Origin of the sequence: Burkholderia sp. WP42, from assembly GCF_000745665.1 — a bacterium.
Taxonomy (GTDB): domain Bacteria; phylum Pseudomonadota; class Gammaproteobacteria; order Burkholderiales; family Burkholderiaceae; genus Burkholderia; species Burkholderia vietnamiensis.
This window is the reverse complement of the sequence record NZ_KN050725.1, coordinates 298,219-315,648: the sequence shown is the minus strand read 5'-3', so window position 1 is coordinate 315,648 and position 17,430 is coordinate 298,219. Positions and strand designations below refer to the sequence as shown.

Here is a 17,430-nt window from a genome sequence, read left to right as displayed (position 1 = left end):
GCCCGCGATCACGATCTCCGCGTCGCCCGCCGCGATCGCGTTCGCCGCCAGCATCACCGCCTTCAGGCCCGAGCCGCACACCTTGTTGATCGTCATGCCCGGCACCGCTGTCGGCAGCCCGGCCTTGATCAGCGACTGACGCGCCGGGTTCTGCCCCGAGCCCGCCGCCAGCACCTGGCCCATGATCACTTCGCTCACTTGATCGGGCTGCACGCCTGCGCGCTCCAGCACCGCGCGAATCACCGTCGCGCCCAGCTCCGGTGCCGCAACCTTCGCGAGCGAACCACCGAATTTGCCGACCGCGGTCCGCGCGGCCGATACGATCACTACGTCCGTCATTTCCGTTTCCTCCGGGCCCGCACGACACGGCGCGTCGCCACCGACCCTGTTAAAAAAACTGTTATGCGCCGAACAGCGTGCGCCGCTGCCCGGCTTTCGTCAATCGCGCTGCAACACGTAGCGGCCCGGCGCCGGCTCGATCACCGGAAACTGCGCGGAGCCCGGCTGCGCCGGCGGCGCCACCTTGCGGCCGCCGTACTGGTCGAGCCATTCCACCCAGGTGGTCCACCAGCTGCCCGGCTGCTCGGTCGCGCCCGCGAACCAGTCGTCCGCGGCTTCGGGCAGATCGCCGTCGTTGACCCAGTAGCTGCGCTTCTTCTTCGCCGGCGGATTGATCACGCCGGCAATGTGGCCCGATGCGCCGAGCACGAACTTCAGCGGGCCCGTCAGGATCGACGTCGATGCGTAGGCCGTCTGCCACGGCACGATGTGGTCCTCGCGCGAGCCGTAGATGAAGGTCGGCACGTCGATGCGCGACAGGTCGACGGGCTCGCCGCAAACCGTCAGTGCGTTCGGCTCGCGGAGCTTGTTCTCGAGGTAGGTATTGCGCAGATACCACGCGTACATCGGCCCGGGCAGGCTCGTCGAGTCGCTGTTCCAGTACAGCAGGTCGAACGCGGCCGGCGTGCGGCCCTTCAGGTAGTTGTCGACGACGTAGTTCCACACCAGATCGTTCGGCCGCAGGAACGAGAACGTGTTGGCGAACTCGACGCCGCGCATCAGCCCCGGCGCCGTGCCGTTCTTGCCGCCGATGGTCTGCTCGCGCATCTGCACGTGCGCCTCGTCGACGAACACGTCGAGGATGCCGGTGTCGGTGAAGTCGAGCATCGCGGTCAGCAGCGTCATCGACGCGGCCGGATGTTCGCCGCGCGCCGCGAGCACCGCCAGCGCCGTCGCGAGCATCGTGCCGCCGACGCAGAAGCCGAGCGTGTTGATCTGCTCGCGGCCGCTCACCTGCTGCACGGCGTCGATCGCCGCGAGCAGCCCTTCGTTCATGTAGTCGTCCCAGGTCTTGTGCGCAACCGACGCATCGGCGTTGCGCCACGACACGAGGAACACCTGGTGGCCACTCGACAGCGCATGCGCGACGAGCGAGTTCTCGGGCTGCAGGTCGAGGATGTAGAACTTGTTGATGCACGGCGGCACGATCAGCAACGGCCGCTCGAATACCTTGTCCGCCTTCGCGTTGTACTGGATCAGCTGGATCAGGTCGTTCTCGTAGACCACCGCGCCTTCGGTGCAGCCGAGATTCTTGCCGACCACGAACTGCGATTCGTCGGTCTGGGAGATCTTGCCGCGCTGCATGTCGCCGAGCAGATTCATCATCCCCTGACGCAGACTTTCGCCCTGCGTGTCGAGGATCGATTTCTGCGCATCGGGATTGAGCGCGAGGAAGTTGCTCGGTGCGGCGGCGGCCGTCCATTGCTGGACCGCGAAACGGATGCGCTCGCGCGTTTTCGGATCGGTCTCGAGCGCGTCGGCCAGCTCCTGCAGATAACGCGCATTGAGCAGATACCACGCCGCCGCGAACGCGTGCGCGGGCGACGCCTTCCATGCGTCGCCGCTGAAGCGGCGGTCTTTCAACTCGGGAGATTCGAGCTTCGCGGCGCTCGCCTGCTGCATCAGCGTGATGCAGTCGCGCGCGTAGTCGGCCTGCAGTTTCTGGAGCCGCTCGGGAGGGATCGGGGCGACCGGCAGCTTCAGCCCCGCGAACGGCGAAGCGAAATTGCCGAGGCCCGCGAGGTCGGGCATCGCCGGCATCTGGAACGGAAGCGCTGTCGGGAACTGGAATGCGGCGAACGGATTCGCCGCGCTCGCCGCGGTGGCCGCGCGCGCCGGATCGGCAAAACCGCGCCATGCATTCAACCACGACTCGAACATCTGCTGCATCGGCTGGGCAGCCTGATCGAAGCCCGTACTGCCCGCGGAAGTGCCCGCCTGAGCGGACGTCGACGAATTTTTCGATGCTGTCATTACCTGCCTTACCGGTGATTCGTGAGCGTCAATCGTGAAATCCTGCTCGCGCGCGGCATGCCGGCTGCGAGCCGGGCCGTCATGCTCTGGAGAGGCGTCTCCAGATTCTGCCGCAGTGCGGTATTTTTATCATTATCGTTTTCCCCATGTGAAGCGCCACATCAAAGGACCGAACATTTCTGCCCGGAGATAATCGTCGCGCGACAGGCAGGACAAGGCTTGCGCGGAAACATAAAACATTTTCGGTGACTCGCGTTTGCGATTATTCATTCCAGTGTGCATGCCGCGCCGCATTGCGTCGGTAATATCGAGACAAACCGATTTTGCGGCGCAACACGCGGCGCGCGCAAGTGCGCGACCCGGTGTCAATCGGACAGCCAGATCGCTGCGGCCATCCGCCCGGTCACACGATCGCGCCGATAGGAATAGAAGCGCGTGCGTTCGGCGACCGTGCAGGCGGTTCCGCCGCTGACGCGCACGACGCCTGCGCGCGCGAGCCGCACGCGCGCCAGCGCGGGCAGATCGGCGAGGTACTTGCCGGGCGCGCCGTCGATCGCGACGAACGCTTGCCGCGTGTCATCATGCTCCGACTGCGCAGCCGTGTCGAGAAACGCGTCGCGCACCTCGGCGCCCACTTCGAACGCATGCGGACCGATCGACGGGCCGAGGTAGGCGTGGAGTTCACCGGCCGCGCCGCCCGCGAGCGCCGCGACGCGGGCCGCCGTCTGCTCGACGATGCCCGCGGCCAGCCCGCGCCAGCCGGCATGGGCCACGCCCACCGCGCGGCCCAGCGCGTCGCACAGCAGCACCGGCATGCAGTCGGCGACCATCACGACACACATCACGCCCGCGCGATCCGTCACGCTCGCGTCGGCCTGCACGGGCGCGCTCGTGTGCTGCGTGGCGTCGATCACCTCGTCCGCGCGCACGATCCGCGCGCCGTGGACCTGCTCGAGCCACGCCGCCTGCGACTGCCCCGCGAGCGCGAGCAGACGCGCGCGGTTCTCGGCGACGTGCGCCGGCTCGTCACCCGTGTGCAGGCCGAGATTCATCCCGCCCGGCAACGCGGCGCCCGCCTGCCACCGCCCGTACGGGCCTTCGCTCACGCCGCCGTCGCGCGTGGTGATCAGCGCGCGCACGCGCGGCGCCACCTGCCAGTCGGGCCGCACGCAGTCGTGCCATGTCAACGGCGCCAGATTCGTCATCGGCACTCACTCCTCCTCGTCGTCCTGATACGACTCATCGTCGTGATATTCGCCGCCGAAGTCGTCATCGTCGTATATGCCGTCGTCGTCGAACTCGTCGTCGCCCTGCCCGAAGCCGAGTGCGGCGACCAGCTCGTTCATGTCGTCCGGCAACGGGCAGCGCCACTGCATCGTCTTGCCGGTGACCGGATGCACGAGACCGAGCCGCCATGCGTGCAGCGCCTGACGGGCGAAGCCGTTCGGCAGCGGCGTGACCGAGCGCTTGCCGCGTGCGCGCCCGTAGACCGGATCGCCGAGCAACGGATGGCCCGCATGCGAGCAGTGCACACGGATCTGGTGCGTGCGGCCGGTTTCGAGGTCGCACTGGATCGCCGACACCGGCTGACGTTGCCACACGCATGTGTCAACCGTGCGGAAATGGGTGCGTGCGGGCTTGCCCGACGCGCCGGTGACGACCGCCATGCGCGTGCGCTCGCGCGGATCGCGCCCGATCGGCGCGTCGATCGTGCCTTCCTCGGGCATGGTGCCCCACACGAGCGCGAAGTAGCGACGCTTCACCGTGCGCGCCTGCAGCTGGCGCACGAGATCCGTCTGCGCGGCGAGCGTGCGGGCGACCACCATCAGCCCCGACGTTTCCTTGTCGAGCCGGTGGACGATGCCCGCCCGCGGCAGGCCGGCCGCCGCGTCGCCGTAGCGGTGCAGCAAGCCGTTCAGCAGCGTGCCGCTCCAGTTGCCGGCGGCCGGATGGACGACGAGGCCGGCCGGCTTGTTGATGACGACGAGCGCGTCGTCCTCGTAGATCACGTCGAGCGGCACCGGCTCCGCGGCGAACGCGAGCTGTTCCGGAAGCAGATCGGGCACGAGCTCGATCTTCGCGCCGAGCGGCACGGGCTGGCGGATCTTCGCCGGCGCGCCGTCGATCAGCACGCGCTGAGCCTCGATCCAGCTCTGCAGACGGCTGCGCGAGAATTCGGGAAACAACTGGGCGAGCGCCTTGTCGAGGCGCTCGCCGGCGAGCGACAGCGGCACTTCGACGACGCGCGGCGCAGCGTCGGCCGCCGCCGACGGGCCGGCAGCCGGCTGCAACGCAGCGGCGGGCAGATCGTCAGCGACGGAATCCCCCGATGCAGCGTCGGCGGGCCGGGCGCTTGGGCTATAATCTTCGCGATCTGACTTGCCCCGCGGGGCATTCTGCGAACTTGAACGGGTCATTTAGACTGGGTCACCGAGACTTGAAGCTAGGACATGCGAGCATGATGAATTCGACCAAACGTACGGCCAAAACCGTCGCCGCCCGAGCTGCGGCGGTAGCGGCCGCGGCCCTCATCGCCGGCTGCCACGGCTTGCCGCAGAAGCAGGACGAGACGGCTACCTGGTCGAACAACAAATTATACTCAGAGGCCCAGGACGCACTGTCCGGCGGCGACTGGGGCAAATGCGCGAAATATTTCGAATCGCTGCAAGGTCGCGATCCGTTCGGCCATTTCGCGCAACAGGCGCAGATCAACGTCGCGTACTGCAACTGGAAGGACAACGAAGCGGCCGCCGCCGATCAGGCCGTCGACCGCTTCATCCAGCTTCACCCCGATCACCCGGACATCCCGTACGCGTACTACCTGAAGGGGATGATCCACTTCAACGACGATCTCGGGCTGTTCGGCCGCTTCTCCGGCCAGGACATGAGCGAGCGCGACCCGCAGGCGCTGCGCGAGTCGTACGATGCGTTCAAGGTCGTCGTCGACCGCTATCCGAAGAGCAAGTACGCACCCGACGCCGCCGCGCGGATGCGCTACATCGTCAACGCGCTGGCGTCGCACGAAGTGCATGCGGCCGATTACTACTATCGGCGCGGCGCGTACGTCGCGGCGATCAACCGCGCGCAGCTCGCGATCAAGGACTACAAGGGCGCGCCGGCGATCGAGGACGCGCTGCACATCATGGTCCTGTCGTACGGCAAGCTGAACCAGCCGCAGCTCGCGGAAGACACGAAGCGCGTGCTCGCAGGAACGTTCCCGGACAGCCCGTACATCACCGGCCATTCACGCCCCGGCGCGAAGCGGTCGTGGTGGCAGTTCTGAGCGTCGCTCGCCGCAGCAACAAAAAACCCGGCCATCGAGCCGGGTTTTTTGTTGCCGACGCCCGTGCAGCGGGCGCCTCGATCACGCGCTCTTTCCAGCGCGATGATCGTCGAAGAAGTCCTGCACGACCGCGATCTCGCGCGTGCGCTTGAACGGCGGCAGGCTTTGCCAGATCCGGCGACCGTAAGGCTTGTCCACGAGCCGCGTGTCGCAGATCATCAGCACGCCGCGGTCGGTTTCGGCACGGATCAGGCGGCCGGCGCCCTGCTTCAGCGTGATCACCGCCTGCGGCAGCTGATGCACGGCGAAAGGGCTGAGGCCCTTCTTGGTCAGCGCGTCGAGCCGCGCAGCCAGCACCGGATCGTCGGGCGGCGCGAACGGCAGCTTGTCGATCACGACGAGCGACAGCGCATCGCCGCGCACGTCCACGCCTTCCCAGAAACTCTGGCTACCGACCAAGATCGCATTGCCGTACGCACGAAAGCGATCGAGCAGCTCGGTCCGGCTCGCGTCGCCCTGCACCAGCAGCGGCGTCTTCCAGCCGCGCGACTCGATCACGTCGCGCAGCTTCGATGCGATCCGGTCGACCGCGCGCAGCGTCGTGCACAGCATGAACACGCCGCCGCCCGACGCCTCGATCGCCGGCAGCGCCGCGTCGAACACCGCGTCGGTGAATCCGGGCGACGACGGTTGCGGCAGGTTGCGCGGCACGTACAGCAGCCCCTGCGTCTGATAGTCGAACGGGCTCGCGAGCGTCATCGAGCGGCGCGAGCTGAGCCCCATCTGCGCCGCGTAGTGCGTGAAGTCGCCGCGCACGGACAGCGTCGCCGACGTGAATACCCATGCACGCGGCACGCCGGCGCGCTGCTTCGCGAAAATCGGCGCGACCGACAGCGGCGTCTCGTGCAACTGGACCGTATGCGCGAACACTTCGACCCAGCGCACCTTCTCGTTCGGGTCGTCGGCAGCCCCGTCGTTGCCGGCCGCTCGCGCGTCGGCATCCGCTGCCGCCTGCGCGGCGCCGGGCGCGACCCAGCCCGCCAGCAGCGCCTGCAGTTCGCGCGCGCGCCGCAGGCATGCGCCGAGCGATTCTGCACGCTCGGCCTGCCCCGCGAGCGCCGAGGCGAGCGCATCGAGTGCGACCTCGAGCGCGTCGAGCGCGGCGAACATCGGGTGATCGTCACCGAGCTGCGCGAGCGACATGCGCACGATCTGATCGTTCGCGAACGCGAGCCGCAGATCGCGCGCGGCACGCTCCAGATCGCCGCCGAGCTTCACCCACTCGACCGCATCGCGCGCATGGCTCAAGCCCTCGGCGACGGTATCGCGCGCCAGTTCGAGGATCTGCGTGGTCGACAGCGTCTCGCCGAAAAACAGCGTGGCCGTCTCCGGCAACTGGTGCGCTTCGTCGAAGATCACCGTGTTCGCGTTCGGCAGCAGTTCGGCCATCCCGGTGTCGCGCAGCATGATGTCAGCGAAGAACAGGTGATGGTTGACCACGACGATGTCGGCCTGCTGCGCTTCGCGACGCGCCTGCATCACGAAGCACTCCTTGTAATGCGGGCACTCCTGGCCGAGGCAGTTGTCGCGCGTCGACGTGACCATCGACCACACGGGCGCCGTCTCCGGCACGCTCGCGAGCTCGGCCTTGTCGCCGCTCTTCGTCACCTTCGCGAAACGGACGATCTCCTGCAGATACGCGGTGTCCTGCCGCGACGGCAGGCGGCCGTTGTCGGCGGTGCGCTGCAGGTAGTAATGGCACAGGTAGTTGGCGCGGCCCTTGAGCATCGCGACCGTCACGGGCACCGCCAGCGCGTTGCGCACGGTCGGGATGTCGCGCTGGAACAGCTGGTCCTGCAAGTGCTTCGTGCCGGTCGACACGATCACCTTGCCGCCCCACAGCATCGCGGGCACCAGGTAGGCGTAGGTCTTGCCGGTGCCGGTGCCGGCCTCGACGATCAGCGTGTTGTCCGCGGCGTCGCTGTCGGCCTCGGCCGCGGCGTCGTCCGCGCCGGCTTGCGCTGCCTTGTCAGCGGCGCCTTCGCCGAGGCGGCGCGCCGGCCGCTTGCGGGTTTCGAAGATTTCCGGATCGGGCATCCGACGCGCGGACGCCTCCATCGCCGACGCCACCGCCCGCGCCATCTCGATCTGGGACTGGCGCGGATGATAGCCGTCGAGCGCGCGCGCGAGCAGCCCGTCGGCGCCGAAGATCGTATCGAGCTCGTCGACGCGCTTGCGGCTCAGCTCGAACGTGCCTGCGGGCGCGCGGGCGCGCCCGGCGGACGACGTGTCACGCCGGGCATCGGGATTGGCTTCAAGCGGTGAGTTCAAGGCAAGCGTTCCTGTGTCCAGCGCCCGGGCGGCGCCGGCGCTTGCCAGGCCGCGCTCAGGCGCGCTTATCCGGTTCCAGCTGCGATTGCAGCAAAATGATTTTGTCCTTGGCCGCCAGCTTTTCCTTCTTCAGGCGGTGCAACGTGACGTCGTCGATGTCGGAGTGTCCTTCCTTCAGCTCGATCTCCCGAGCGAGCTGCCGATGCTGCTCCTGCAGTGCAGCCAAACGGTTGTGCAATTCCTGCTGCTGTTCCGTGGGACGGTTTTGCATATGCGCCTCCTCATCGAAGCAGCGCGCCGGCTGGCGTGCCGGCACGCACGAGACTGACTCCGGTTCAATCCAACACGTTACTGCCCCAGCTGTTGCTTCTGCTTGGCCTTCTCGGCCGCTTCCTGCTGACGCCGCGCGACATCGGCCTTGTGCTCGGCGGCTTCGCGCTGCTTCTGCTCATAGCGCGTCGCGTTGTCCGCGCGCTCCTGCGCCTTCTGCGCGGCCTGCTGATGCGCCTGGTCGAGCTTGCGCTGGAAATCCGCCTGCTTCTGGTCGTATGCCTGCTTGCTCGCCGCATGCTGCGGCGCCTCCGCACCGCGCTGCGCCTGCTTCAGTGCATTTTGCTCCTGCTTGTCGCGGAACGCGGCCGCGTTCGCCGCGTCGGTCGCCGCGCGCTGCGGCGCCTCAGCCGCGTTCTGCGCCTGCTTCAGCGCCTGCTGCTGGTCGCGCTGCCGCGCCCGTACCGCGCGCTGCTCGTCGTCGAGCGCGAGCTGCTCCTGGCGGATGCTCGCCCGCTCCTCGCGCATCCGGTCGCGCGCATTGCCGAGACAGTGATTGACGAAGAACTTGCTGTAGCAATCGTGCTCCGCCACCGCATAACGATAATCGTTTTCTGCGGAGCGCTGATTGAGCACTTTTTGACGGGCGTCGAAATCCTGCGTGGCGGAAGCGGCGACGGGCGCGGCGGCTGCGACATCCGGCGCGGCTGCGCCCGATGCCTGCGCATACACGGCGGCAGACCCGCCGGACAAAGCGGCGGCCAGCGCTGCGCCGAGCGCGACGAGAGAAATGCGGGAAGTTGGCAACGTCGTAGGAAAGCTGCGGGACATGGGTCAAATTCTATCACCGCCCGGCTGGACGCTCCGCCATTTATGGCAAAATGCCCCGCTTCACTCACCCGCGGCATCGGTCCGGCGGGCCCGTGTTGCAGGCCGCCAGCACGGCCTGCCGGCCCGCGCCGCGATTTCAGCCAGGCAGATCATCCACGACATGACGGAAACCGTAGCACTCAAGATCGTACAGCGCATCGCCACCGAACTGTCCGTCCAGCCGCGCCAGGTCGCGGCGGCGGTGCAACTCCTCGACGAAGGCTCGACCGTTCCGTTCATTGCCCGGTACCGCAAGGAAGTGACGGGCAATCTGGACGACACGCAACTGCGCCAGCTCGAGGAACGCCTGCTGTATCTGCGCGAGCTCGAGGATCGCCGCGCGACGATCCTGGCGAGCATCGACGAACAGGGCAAGCTGACCGACGAGCTGCGCGCCGCGATCGACGCGGCCGACAGCAAGCAGGTGCTCGAAGATCTCTATCTGCCGTACAAGCCGAAGCGCCGCACGCGCGCGCAGATCGCCCGCGAAGCTGGCCTCGAGCCGCTCGCGCACGCACTGCTCGCGAACCCGCTGCTCGATCCGCAGACGGAAGCCGCCGCATACGTCGACGCCGACAAGGGCGTCGCCGACGTCAAGGCGGCGCTCGACGGCGCACGCGACATCCTGTCCGAGCAATTCGGCGAAACGGCCGAGCTGCTCGGCAAGCTGCGCGATTACCTGCATAGCCAGGGCGTCGTGTCGTCGGCCGTCGTCGAGGGCAAGGAAAACGAGGAAGGCGAGAAGTTCCGCGACTACTACGACTACTCGGAAACGCTCCGCACCGTGCCGTCGCACCGCGCGCTCGCACTGTTCCGCGGCCGCAACGCCGGCGTGCTGACCGTCAAGCTCGGCCTCGGCGACGAACTCGACGCACAGGTTCCGCACCCGGGCGAAGCGATGATCGCGCGCCATTTCGGCATCGCGAACCAGAACCGGCCGGCCGACAAATGGCTGTCCGACGTGTGCCGCTGGTGCTGGCGCGTCAAGGTGCAGCCGCATATCGAGAACGAGCTGCTCACGCAACTGCGCGAGACGGCCGAAGCCGAGGCGATCCGCGTGTTCGCGCGCAACCTGAAGGATCTGCTGCTCGCCGCGCCGGCCGGCCCGAAGGCCGTGATCGGCCTCGACCCCGGTCTGCGCACGGGCGTGAAGGTCGCCGTCGTCGATCGCACCGGCAAGCTGCTCGCAACCGACACGATCTACCCGCACGAGCCGCGCCGCGACTGGGACGGCTCGCTCGCGAAGCTCGCGCGCATCGCCGCGCAGACGCAAGCGGAGCTGATCAGCATCGGCAACGGCACCGCTTCGCGCGAAACCGACAAGCTCGCGAGCGAACTGATCGCCAAGCATCCGGAATTGCGCTTGCAGAAGATCGTCGTATCGGAGGCCGGTGCGTCGGTGTACTCGGCGTCCGAGCTGGCCGCAAAGGAATTCCCGGACCTCGACGTGTCGCTGCGCGGCGCCGTGTCGATCGCGCGGCGCCTGCAGGACCCGCTCGCCGAACTCGTGAAGATCGAGCCGAAGGCGATCGGCGTCGGCCAGTACCAGCACGACGTGAACCAGCGCGAACTGGCCCGCTCGCTCGACGCGGTGGTCGAGGACTGCGTGAACGCGGTCGGCGTCGACGCGAATACCGCGTCGGTCGCGCTGCTCGCGCGCGTGTCGGGCCTGAATGCGACGCTCGCCCGCAACATCGTCGACTTCCGCGACGCGAACGGCCCGTTCCCGTCGCGCGACCACCTGCGCAAGGTGCCGCGTCTCGGCGACAAGACCTTCGAACAGGCAGCCGGCTTCCTGCGCATCAACGGCGGCGAGAATCCGCTCGATCGCTCGTCGGTGCACCCGGAGGCCTACCCGGTCGTCGAGCGGATTCTCGCGAAGATCAACAAGCGCATCGACGACGTGCTGGGCAGCCGCGACGCGCTGTCGGGCCTGTCGCCGGCTGAATTCGTCGACGAGCGCTTCGGCCTGCCGACCGTGCGCGACATTCTGTCCGAGCTGGAAAAGCCGGGGCGCGATCCGCGGCCCGAATTCAAGACCGCCACGTTCCGCGACGGCGTCGAGAAGGTGTCCGACCTGATGCCCGGCATGCTGCTCGAAGGTGTCGTGACCAACGTCGCCGCGTTCGGTGCGTTCGTGGACATCGGCGTGCATCAGGACGGCCTCGTCCACGTGTCCGCGATGTCGACGAAATTCATCAAGGACCCGCACGAAGTCGTGAAGGCCGGTCAGGTCGTCAAGGTCAAGGTGCTCGACGTCGACGTGAAGCGCCAGCGCATCGCACTGACGATGCGCCTGGACGACGAAGCTGCCGCCCCCGGCGGCGGCGCGCCGCGCGGCGGCCAGGACCGCGGCAGCGCCGGCCGCGGCGCGGCCCGCCCGCAACGCTCGCGCGAGCCGGAGCCGGCCGGCGCGATGGCTGCGGCGTTCGCGAAGCTGAAGCGCTGAGCGCGCGCTCGCCCGCGGGCGAGCGCAACGACCGCCGTTGCGGCGTCGTGCCGCTCGGCTCGATCACGACGCCTTCCGCCCTACCGGCCGCATACTCGACGGCCCGATCGCATCTGCGATCGGGCCGTTTTACATTGATGAGCGATTCGAGATGTCGGCGAAGCCGCTGCGGGACGCCGCGCAGCGTGGAACAGGTCAGCTTGCGCCGAGCGGGAGGAAGCGGATGTCGTCGATTGGATGCGCTCGGCGTCGAGCCTGACGACCATGCGGCCCAGCCAGCATCGGCTCAAAACGCAACGCACCGCCCCGCGCCTTCGCCAAAACAAAAATGCCGTTCAGTTTTTCAACTGAACGGCACGATTGCCGAAAGCGCAGCACGCGCCGCCGGTTAGATCTCGATCTTGGTGCCGAGCTCGACGACGCGGTTCGCCGGAATCGAGAAGAAGTCGGTCGGCTTGGCCGCGTTCTGGTGCATCCATGCGAACACGCGTTCGCGCCAGATCGACATGCCGGGCAGATGCGTCGGCACGACCGTCTCGCGCGCGAGGAAGAACGACGTGTCCATCAGCTCGAACGTCATGTCGTGCGTGCGGCCGAATTCCTCGAGCACGGCCTTCACGTCCGGCGTCTCGTTGAAGCCGTACTCGGCCTTGACGATATAGAGGCCGCCGCCCGCATCGCGCGAGCTGAGGCGCTTGTCGTCGCGCACGTACGGAATGTCGCGCGTGACGAACGTGAGGAAAATGGTCCGCTCGTGCAGCACCTTGTTGTGCTTCAGGTTGTGCAGCAGGCTGACCGGCACGAGCTTGTCGTTGCCCGTCAGGTAGATGGCCGTGCCCGACACGCGGTGCGGCGGGTGCGCGAGCAGCCCCTGCAGGAACGGCTCGAGCGGAATGCCGTCGGCGGCCGTGCGCTCCTTGACGATGTGGCGGCCCTTGTACCAGGTCATCAGCAGGAAGAACAGCAGCGCGCCGATGCCGAGCGGCAGCCAGCCGCCCTGCGCGACCTTCAGCAGGTTCGCGCCGAAAAAGCCGAGGTCGACCGCGAGGAACACGGCGATGATCGCGCCGACCAGCAGGCGGTTCCAGTTCCACACCCGCACCATCACGACGGCCGCGAGCACGGTGGTGATCACCATCGTCGCCGTCACCGCGATCCCGTACGCGGCCGCGAGATTGTCTGAGCTCTTGAAGCCGATCACGATGCAGAGGATCACCGCCAGCAGCAGCCAGTTGACGACCGGCACGTAGATCTGGCCGATCGCCAGCTCGGACGTATGCAGCACCTTCATGCGCGGCACGTAGCCGAGCTGGATCGCCTGCGACGTCAGCGAATACGCACCCGAGATCACGGCCTGCGATGCGATCACGGTCGCGACCGTCGACAGCACGACGAGCGGCAGCAGCGCCCACTCCGGCGCCATCAGGAAGAACGGATTCTCGATGGCCTTCGGGTTCTGCATCAGCAGCGCGCCCTGGCCGAAGTAGTTGAGCACCAGCGAAGGCATCACGAGCCCGTACGCGGCCAGGCGAATCGGTTTTGCACCGAAGTGGCCCATGTCGGCGTACAGCGCTTCGGCGCCGGTCAGCACCAGCACGACCGAACCCAGCACCACGTATGCCTGGAGCAGATGGTCGGCCATGAACGACGCCGCGTAATACGGGTTGATCGCCGCGACGATGCCCGGCACGCGCGAGATGTGATAGACGCCCAGCGCCGCGATCGCGACGAACCACAGCACCATGATCGGCCCGAACAGCTTGCCGACCATCGCGGTGCCGTGGCGCTGGATCCAGAACAGCGCGATCAGGATCACGATCGTGATCGGCAACACGAGGTGGGACAGATGCGGCGTCGCGATCTCGAGCCCTTCGACCGCCGACATCACCGAGATCGCCGGTGTGATCACGGCATCGCCGTAGAACATGCATGCGCCGAAGATCCCGAGCGCCATCAGCGCGCCGGCCACTCGCGTCTTCGAGTCGAGCGGCCGCAGCGACAGCGCCATCAGCGCGAGCACGCCGCCTTCCCCGTTGTTGTCGGCGCGCATCACGAACAGCAGGTACTTGATGCCGACCACGAGCACGATCGCCCAGAACAACAATGAGATCACGCCGAGGATCGAGCTCTCGGTCAGCGGAATGCCGTGGGCGGGGCTGAACGCCTCCTTCAGCGAATACAGCGGGCTCGTGCCGATGTCGCCGAACACGACGCCGATAGCCGCTATCGCGAGCGCCTGCATCGAGTGTTGGTGCGTCGAATGCGCGTGGGCTGCGTCGGTCGCCTGGGTCGTGTCGTTCATATGAAGCTTGATAATCGGTCCGGGTCGGACGAAACGAGCGCTATTCTACTCGCGCCCCTCTGAAACACCGTCCTGCCTTGTTGCCCTGAAACCACGTGAGTCACGCCGCGCATGCATTCCTGCGCAAGCTGTGGCAGGGCTGCCATCATAGCCGCGGCCGCGCCATCTGCCTACCGGCGGCGTCCGGCTGCCGTGGCCGCGGTGCCGATCGTGCCGATCGTGCGGGGCGAATCGCGAACAAAAAAACGGCGCCGCAAGCGGCGCCGTGCAAGGCTGTCGGTCGGACGACCGGACGCTTACGCGCCCGAACCGTCGCGCTGCGCGCGACCGCGTTTGATCCATGCCTCGAGGTTGTGCGGACGAACGGTGTCCCACTCCTCGAACGGCTGATGAATCCACGGATTCGTCGGCAGGTACTGCGTGTGATAGTCGGGCTTGACCTTCGAGCAACCCTTGTACCAGAGCACGGCCGAGCGCACGGCCGTCACGGCCGGATAGCGCTCCTTCAGATGCTCCTGCACACGCGCGAGCGTCACGCCGGAATCGACGAGATCGTCGACCAGCAGCACGTTGCCCGCGAGATGGCCGCGTGTCATCGTGATGTACTGCGCGATGTCGAGCTCGCCCTGCTCGGTGCCGGCAGCTTCCCGATACGAACTCGTCGCGAGGATCGCGAGCGGCACGTCATAGATGCGCGACAGCTGGTCGCCCACGCGCAGACCGCCGCGCGCGAGGCACAGGATCTGGTCGAACTTCCAGCCCGATTCGTGAACCTTGAGCGCCAGCAGCTCGATCAGGCGGTGGTACTCGTCCCAGCCTACCCAGAGGTTCTTGTCGTCGTTGCGCGGATCGGTCATCAAGTCTGCCGCCGTCATCGTCATTTGCTGCGTCATCTGCGAATTACACCTTGAACGGATGACGGAGCAGGATCGTTTCGTCGCGGTCCGGCCCCGTCGAAATCATGTCGACCGGCACGCCGGCCACTTCCTGCACGCGGCTCAAGTAGGCGCGCGCGTTGGCCGGCAGCGCATCCCACGTCTTGATGCCGACGGTGCTTTCCTTCCAGCCGGCGAACGTTTCGTACACCGGCTCGCAGCGTGCGACGTCGGCTGCGCCGCGCGGCAGGATGTCCGCGTCCTTGCCGTCGATCTTGTAGCCGACGCACAGCTTCACTTCGTCGAGACCGTCGAGCACGTCGAGCTTCGTCATGCACAGGCCCGACACGCCGTTGATCTGGATCGAGCGGCGCAGCGCCGCCGCGTCGAGCCAGCCGGTGCGGCGGGGACGGCCGGTGACCGAACCAAATTCCTTGCCGACGTTAGCGAGCGTGATGCCGACCTGATCCTGGCGCTGCGGGTTGTCGGCGTCGTACAGCTCGCTCGGGAACGGGCCCGAGCCGACGCGCGTGCAGTACGCCTTCGTGATGCCGAGGATGTAGTTCAGCTTTTGCGGACCGACACCGGCGCCGGCCGATGCCGCGCCCGCGACGCAGTTGCTCGACGTGACGAAAGGATAGGTGCCGTGGTCGATGTCGAGCAGCGTGCCCTGCGCGCCTTCGAACAGCAGGTTCTGACCGGCGTTGTTCGCGTCGTACAGACGGCGCGACACGTCGGCCACCATCGGCTTCAGACGATCGGCGTAGCCAAGCATCGTGTCGAGCGTGGCCTGGAAATCGACTGCTGCGCCGCCCAGGTACTGGGTCAGCACGAAGTTGTGGAAATCGAGGTTTTCGCGCAGACGGTCGGCGAAGGTCTTCGGATCGAACAGATCCTGCACGCGCAGCGCGCGGCGGCCGACCTTGTCTTCGTACGCCGGGCCGATACCGCGGCCGGTCGTGCCGATCTTGCCCGCGCCCTTGCGCGCTTCGCGCGCCTGGTCGATCGCGATGTGGTACGGCAGAATCAGCGTGGTCGCTTCGGAGATGAACAGGCGGTCGCGCACGTTGACGCCGGCCTCTTCCAGCTCGCCGATTTCCTTGAACAGTGCCTCGGGGGACAGCACGACGCCGTTGCCGATGAAGCAGGCAACGCCTTCACGCATGATGCCCGACGGAATAAGGCGCAAGATGGTCTTCTTGCCGCCGATGATGAGGGTGTGGCCGGCGTTGTGACCGCCCTGGAAACGCACGACGCCCTGAGCGTGGTCCGTCAGCCAGTCGACGATCTTGCCCTTGCCTTCATCACCCCATTGCGTTCCCACGACGACGACGTTGCGCCCGGGAGTCACGTTCACTGCGCTGGCAGACATGTTGATTCGTTAGCTGGTTAAAAACGTATTCTACCTATGTTCGCGGGCGATTCCGAATTTTTCCGTTTCGCTTCAACGATATGCACGCCGAACGACGGCCCGCGAACGCCTGTTTAACGGGGCTCGACCACCCATGCGCCCGCACGTTCGACGAGCGAACGGTCGCATGCGAACTCGTCGAGCACGTGGTCGTGACCGGGCAGTGCCTGGATCACGACCTCGCCCGCATCGCGCAGCGCGGCGACGGCCGCGCTGAGTGCATCGTCCTGCGCCCAGGGCGCGAGAATCGCGGTGCCGCGCGCCTCGACCGGGGAAATCCGCGCGAGCTCGCGCAGGTCGAGCGAGAAACCCGTCGCCGGGCGCGCCCGGCCGTATGCCTGACCCACGTGGTCGTAGCGGCCGCCGCGCGCGATCGCGTTGGGCACGCCGTCGATGTAAGCGGTAAACATTGCGCCGCTGTGGTACGCATAGCCGCGCAGATCGGCGAGATCGACGGCGACTTCGACGCCCTTCGCGCTCGCCGCGAGCTGCGCGAGATCGTCCAGCGCGCGCGTGATTTCCGGCAGCACGGGCAGCCGCGCCCGCGCTTCGTCGAGCACGCTGGCGTCGCCGTACAGGTGCGGCAGCGCGCGCAGCGCCGCGCGCGTGTCGGCGCCGAGATCGTCGGTCAGCTCGTGCAGCAGCGGCACATCCTTGCCCGACAGCGCGTCGTACAGCGCTTCGCCGCGCGCGGCGGCCTGCGCATCGCGCGCGAGCAGCGCCGCGAGCACGCCCGCATGGCAAAGGTCCAGACGAATCCGCGACAGCCCCGCGAGATGCAGCGCGTCGAGCATCAGTTGCTGGATCTCCAGGTCGGCTTCCAGCCCCGCATGCCCGTAGATTTCGGCGCCGATCTGGATCTGCTCGCGCGTCGCGTGCAGACCGCGCGGGCGCGTGTGCATCACGTGGCCGGCGTAGCAGAGGCGCGTGACGCCCTGGCGGTTCAGCAGGTGCGCGTCGATCCGCGCGACCTGCGGCGTGATGTCGGCGCGCAGACCGAGCGTGCGGCCCGACAGCTGATCGACCAGCTTGAAGGTGCGCAGCCGCAGGTCGGCGCCGCCGCTCGTCAGCAGCGACTCGAGGTACTCGAGCAGCGGCGGCATCACCATTTCGTAGCCGTAAGAACGGAAGCGGTCGAGCAGCCTGCGGCGCAGCTCCTCGATCTTGCGCGCTTCCGACGGCAGTACGTCGGCGATATTCTCGGGAAGTAACCAGGTCGACATCGGTACGGTCCTACGACGGGAAACAGCGCGACTTTGCGCGCCGCGAGATGAATCGGAAATGGGAAATCGAAATCGGGCGGAACGAACGGCCGGTGCGCCGTCC

At 67.2% G+C, this 17,430-nt stretch carries 12 protein-coding genes and 1 pseudogene; 2 read left to right on the top strand and 11 right to left on the bottom strand.

What is annotated here, in order from left to right:
* The 4 genes and pseudogenes from EX20_RS27960 to EX20_RS27945 form a co-directional block, all read right to left on the bottom strand.
* A pseudogene (locus EX20_RS27960) lies at window positions 1-339 on the bottom strand (acetyl-CoA C-acetyltransferase); the annotation flags it as partial.
* A 99-nt stretch (window positions 340-438) separates the two neighbouring features.
* Window positions 439-2,313 (bottom strand): class I poly(R)-hydroxyalkanoic acid synthase, encoded by a 1,875-nt coding sequence (gene phaC, locus EX20_RS27955; protein WP_034195413.1) that lies wholly within the window; start codon window positions 2,311-2,313, stop codon window positions 439-441.
* Window positions 2,314-2,678: 365 nt separating this feature from the next.
* On the bottom strand, window positions 2,679-3,518 hold the full coding sequence (pgeF, locus tag EX20_RS27950) for a peptidoglycan editing factor PgeF (protein WP_011884949.1): 840 nt from the start codon (window positions 3,516-3,518) through the stop codon (window positions 2,679-2,681).
* A 6-nt stretch (window positions 3,519-3,524) separates the two neighbouring features.
* Window positions 3,525-4,730, bottom strand: a complete 1,206-nt coding sequence (locus EX20_RS27945) for an RluA family pseudouridine synthase (protein WP_034195412.1) — start codon at window positions 4,728-4,730, stop codon at window positions 3,525-3,527.
* 41 nt (window positions 4,731-4,771) lie between these two features.
* Here EX20_RS27945 and EX20_RS27940 point away from each other — a divergent pair, with 41 nt between their 5' ends.
* Complete coding sequence (locus EX20_RS27940) at window positions 4,772-5,596, top strand: outer membrane protein assembly factor BamD (protein ID WP_011884951.1); 825 nt, start codon at window positions 4,772-4,774, stop codon at window positions 5,594-5,596.
* A gap of 81 nt (window positions 5,597-5,677) precedes the next feature.
* Here the strand turns inward: EX20_RS27940 and EX20_RS27935 are convergent, their stop codons facing one another.
* The 3 genes from EX20_RS27935 to EX20_RS27925 form a co-directional block, all read right to left on the bottom strand.
* Window positions 5,678-7,927 (bottom strand): ATP-dependent DNA helicase, encoded by a 2,250-nt coding sequence (locus EX20_RS27935; protein ID WP_011884952.1) that lies wholly within the window; start codon window positions 7,925-7,927, stop codon window positions 5,678-5,680.
* A 55-nt stretch (window positions 7,928-7,982) separates the two neighbouring features.
* Complete coding sequence (locus EX20_RS27930; protein ID WP_011884953.1) at window positions 7,983-8,198, bottom strand: YdcH family protein; 216 nt, start codon at window positions 8,196-8,198, stop codon at window positions 7,983-7,985.
* A gap of 77 nt (window positions 8,199-8,275) precedes the next feature.
* Window positions 8,276-9,028, bottom strand: coding sequence for a hypothetical protein (locus EX20_RS27925; protein WP_034195411.1), 753 nt, complete (start codon window positions 9,026-9,028; stop codon window positions 8,276-8,278).
* Window positions 9,029-9,188: 160 nt separating this feature from the next.
* Between EX20_RS27925 and EX20_RS27920 the strand changes: the two genes are divergently transcribed.
* The gene (locus EX20_RS27920) at window positions 9,189-11,516 is read left to right on the top strand and encodes a Tex family protein (protein ID WP_034195410.1); all 2,328 of its coding nucleotides are present in this window, start codon (window positions 9,189-9,191) and stop codon (window positions 11,514-11,516) included.
* Window positions 11,517-11,904: 388 nt separating this feature from the next.
* Here the strand turns inward: EX20_RS27920 and EX20_RS27915 are convergent, their stop codons facing one another.
* The 4 genes from EX20_RS27915 to EX20_RS27900 all read right to left on the bottom strand — a co-directional run bounded on the left by EX20_RS27915 (window position 11,905) and on the right by EX20_RS27900 (window position 17,327).
* Entirely contained in the window at window positions 11,905-13,818 is a 1,914-nt protein-coding gene (locus EX20_RS27915) for a potassium transporter Kup (protein ID WP_011884956.1), read from the bottom strand.
* A 296-nt stretch (window positions 13,819-14,114) separates the two neighbouring features.
* Entirely contained in the window at window positions 14,115-14,711 is a 597-nt protein-coding gene (locus EX20_RS27910; RefSeq protein WP_014723093.1) for a phosphoribosyltransferase, read from the bottom strand.
* A 7-nt stretch (window positions 14,712-14,718) separates the two neighbouring features.
* Window positions 14,719-16,065, bottom strand: coding sequence for an adenylosuccinate synthase (locus tag EX20_RS27905; RefSeq protein WP_011884958.1), 1,347 nt, complete (start codon window positions 16,063-16,065; stop codon window positions 14,719-14,721).
* A gap of 113 nt (window positions 16,066-16,178) precedes the next feature.
* Complete coding sequence (locus EX20_RS27900) at window positions 16,179-17,327, bottom strand: ATP phosphoribosyltransferase regulatory subunit (protein ID WP_011884959.1); 1,149 nt, start codon at window positions 17,325-17,327, stop codon at window positions 16,179-16,181.
* Window positions 17,328-17,430: the final 103 nt, after the last annotated feature.